1 pseudogene is annotated in these 963 nt (G+C 49.0%); it reads left to right on the plus strand.

Going from position 1 to position 963, the window contains the following annotated elements:
• Positions 1-963: pseudogene (locus tag A3739_RS29270) on the plus strand (flagellin); the annotation flags it as partial.

The raw sequence follows: 963 nt of genomic DNA on the forward strand, positions 1-963 counted from the left end.
AACGTTGGTGATGAGGTAACGGTTAGCCTAGGGTCTGTTGACACATCTTCACTTGGTTCAGCAGCCTCTTCTGGTGTGTCTAGTAACTCTAGCAAGGCAGCGATCGCAGCGAACGCCACAGGTGCCGCCCTTCGTGAGCTTGTTGCCGGCGATTTGGTAATCAATGGAGTGTCAGTTGGTGCATCATCTGGTGGTTCTGACACAGCATCAGCACTACTTAAGAGCTCAAGTGCAATTTCAAAAGCTGCTGCAATCAATGCAGTAAGTGACCAGACTGGTGTTGTAGCAACGGCGAATGCTAACACAGTAGAAGGTACTTCAGTAACGTCTGCATCTGGTACTACTGCGGGCACGCGTGTCGTAACTATTAATGGTGTTCAGCTGTCCTTGGTTGTTGCGGCATCAGGTGCGAACAACGCTACAGCTACTCAAACAGAACTTGGTAAAGTAGCTGATCAAATTAATTCTCGCCAAGACGCAACCGGCGTTACCGCAGCGGTCGTTGAAACTGACGACGGTTTCCGCGTTGATTTGACGGCTGAAGATGGTCGTAACATCTCGTTATTAGATGGTACGGCTGGTGACGCTGCTGCTGCAGGTTTACGTGCGGGTGCTGCAACTAACGCAAACGTCTACGTTGGTAATGTTACTTTATCAAGCACTGACGGCTCGGATATCACTCTTAGTTCAACAACAGGCAATATCGATAATGCCGGTTTTGAAACTGGTACATTCTCTGGTAACACTGCTTCAGTAGTTGGTGATAACTCTTCAGATGCCAGCCGTGCTGCGTTGGTTTCCGGTGACCTAACTATCAACGGTGCTAACGTTGGCGCTACCTTCGCAAGCGACGATACAGCTTCTACTGGTAGTCAGTCTGCTAGTGGTATCGCTTTAGCTGCAGCTATCAACCGCATTTCTGATACAACAGGTGTTTCAGCAACGGCTAACCAAAATACGGTC

It is taken from the genome of Oleiphilus sp. HI0067, assembly GCF_001635735.1.